At 56.8% G+C, this 2,638-nt stretch carries 2 protein-coding genes; one reads left to right on the top strand and one right to left on the bottom strand.

All coding sequences use genetic code 11. The annotated features are described in order from the left end of the window. A partial coding sequence (locus tag RR842_RS13640) for a molybdopterin-dependent oxidoreductase (RefSeq protein ID WP_332730132.1) occupies nt 1–1,696 on the bottom strand: 1,696 nt, incomplete at its 3' end. 458 nt (nt 1,697–2,154) lie between these two features. Here RR842_RS13640 and RR842_RS13635 point away from each other — a divergent pair. Further along, nucleotides 2,155–2,638 (top strand): LysR family transcriptional regulator (locus RR842_RS13635; protein WP_332730131.1); only part of this gene is annotated, 484 nt, incomplete at its 3' end.

Here is a 2,638-nt window from a genome sequence, read left to right as displayed (position 1 = left end):
AGAATACGTACTTTGTCGATTCGCCCGACGCGCTCTCGCATTCGAAGTAGTGGCAAGCCGGCAAAACGATGTCGGCATAGTCGGTCGTGCTGTTTGAAACCACATCGGCAACCACGATGAGCTCTACGTCTTTCAAGAACTCGCGCCACTTCACGTTGCCTACCTGGCTGCCGAACAGGTTGTGGTTCCAGATGTAGAGCGTTTTGATGTTGATATCAGCATCGCCGTATTTGCCGGAATCCATGCAGTTGAGCATGGCGGGCGCATAGAACGTATTACTCTTAGGCGCATCAGCGGGCGTGACGAGGCCGTAGGGCATCCAGCCCAGCGCGCTTTCTGCGGCAAAAGCACCTTTGAAGCCGGTGCCGGGCTTTCCCAATTGCCCGGCCATCATGGTCATGGCAAAGATGGCAGCATAGGTGGCCGTACCGTTGGTGTAATGGTCCAACCCTAGGCCAGGGGCTACTGCGGCAGGGCTATCTACCATGATATGGGCGAGTTCTTTGATGGTCTCGACCGGAACTTTGCAGATCTCCGAGGCCTTCTCAGGCGTCCATTCCGCTACGCGCTCAAGCAAAAGGTCGTAAGACGTGGTTACCGGAGTGCCTTCGACGGTGAACTTTCCGTGGATGGCAGGAGAGGTGATCTCGGCAACGGAACCGAACGAGCCATCGGCCGCGCACACAACGAACAGGTCTTCTGTGGTACCGGCCGCTGCCTTGCTCAGATCGCTTAGACGTAGATAGGTGCCGTCTACCTCCTTCACCAAAAGCGGCGCTACCGTATTGGCGGCAAGGAACGCCTCGTCGGTAAGACCATCGCTCACCAACACGTTCATCATGCCAAGCGCGAGCGCACCATCCGTGCCCGGATGGATCGGCACGAACATATCGGCTTTTGAGGCACTAATGGTGAACGTGGTGTCGATGACGATGAGCTTCGTTCCATGCTCTTGCTGTGCGCGCAAAAGGTAGTGCGTCATATGCGAAGTGGACTCAGTGGGGTTGTATCCCCAGATCAACAAGTTTTTGGTATTGAACACGTCCTCTAAGGCGCTGCCGCAGAAACGGTTGCTGTAGCCAGCCGCCGCAGGGCCGGCAACGTACAGGGCACGGTCGCAGGCCGGATCGATAAGCGTGGCTCCCATGTAGGCGCGCAACATCAGGCAGTTGTGCGCATCAGGAGAAATGTTGCCCGAGCTCTTAAGAAAGCCGTTGGCACCGGGACCGTACTTCTCGGCAACCTCTTTCCACTTGTCGGTGATGGTGGTAACAGCCTCATCCCAGCTAATCTGCTCCCATTTGCCCTCGCCACGCTCGCCAGCACGCTTCATGGGGTACTTTAGACGGTCTTCGGCGTAGACGCGCAGCGAGTGTGCAAGGCCACGGTTGCATACGCGGGTGGTGTCGGGGTTTGATTGCTCGCGTCGCGACGTCTTCACGATCTTGCCATCGCGCACGTGCACGTTCATCTGGCACCCGGCGCCGCAGCCTCCGCGGCAAACGCCCGGCGTGACGATCTCTCCGGCTTCTTCAGGTGTCTTCGGCGCCAAGTCCGCAGGCTTCTCCTCGGTCTTAGGACTGCAGCCCGCTACAAAAGCGCCTGCTCCCGCAGCTACGGCAACAGCTGCAGACCCTTTAAGGAAACTCCGTCTTCCAAGAGGCTTATTCAGCACAGTTACTTCGTTCTTTTGCATATACACGCCCTCCCTCTTCCTCGTGGCAAATCCTTTTTGCCGCAGAATAAACGCTTGCCGGGTATGCATCCGTCAGATACGGAGCGAAACCGTCCGCAAGAAACGCTGGGTGCTCGATCTGTTCCCTTTCCTCGAAGCACTCCCCCTCATGCGCCGAGTTTTCCCGGCAACAAGTAGATAGTAGCAAGCGGTCGAGGCGAAACGAGATAGGACCTTTTCGAAGGCAGTTCGGATTCTTTCAGGCAGCATGCAAAACGTAATCAGCCGATAAGGAACCCTCATCGAAAAGCCTTGACAAAATCGCATTTGACTTTCCGAGCTCCTTGGCAAGCGGAATCGAAGCGCTCCTTGCACCTTCGGGGAGTCGAAGGTGGCGAGCATAACAACCCGTATGCCAGCGCACGCAAGCCGCATTGCCGCTATAATTGCCTAAGAGCCTACAAGGGAGGTGGCTTTCAATGAGAACCGAGCTTCTGAGGGAGTTCGTCGTATTGGCGAATTACGGCAATTTCCATGTCGCAGCAGAAAAACTCTTCATTTCCCAGCCAACGTTGAGCAACCATGTCAAAGCGCTTGAGAGCGAGCTGGGCTTCGAGCTGTTCGACCGCACCTGTAACAACGAGCTAACCGCCGCTGGCTCCATCCTGCTCGATGGTGCCCGGTCGGCTCTTTCAAGCATTGACGCGGCGGCGGAAGACTGCCGCCGCCTGCTCGCAACCGAACCGAGCCCATATCCGCCCGTGCGCCTTTCGGTCTTCGCCTCGCGCGACAGGGTGTACTCGGCCCTAGAAGCGCTCTGCCCGTTCCCCTACACCTATCCCAAATACGAAATGCGCAAGCCGTTGCTCTACGATTTCGTCCAAGATCGGACCGATATCATGTGCGCTTATCATTTGGATAGGTTTCCCGACCTGAAGGTGGAAGTCGATCAAATGGGGCTTC

It is taken from the genome of Gordonibacter sp., assembly GCF_036667095.1.
Lineage (GTDB): Bacteria > Actinomycetota > Coriobacteriia > Coriobacteriales > Eggerthellaceae > Gordonibacter.
This window is presented reverse-complemented; position numbering and strand designations above follow the sequence as displayed.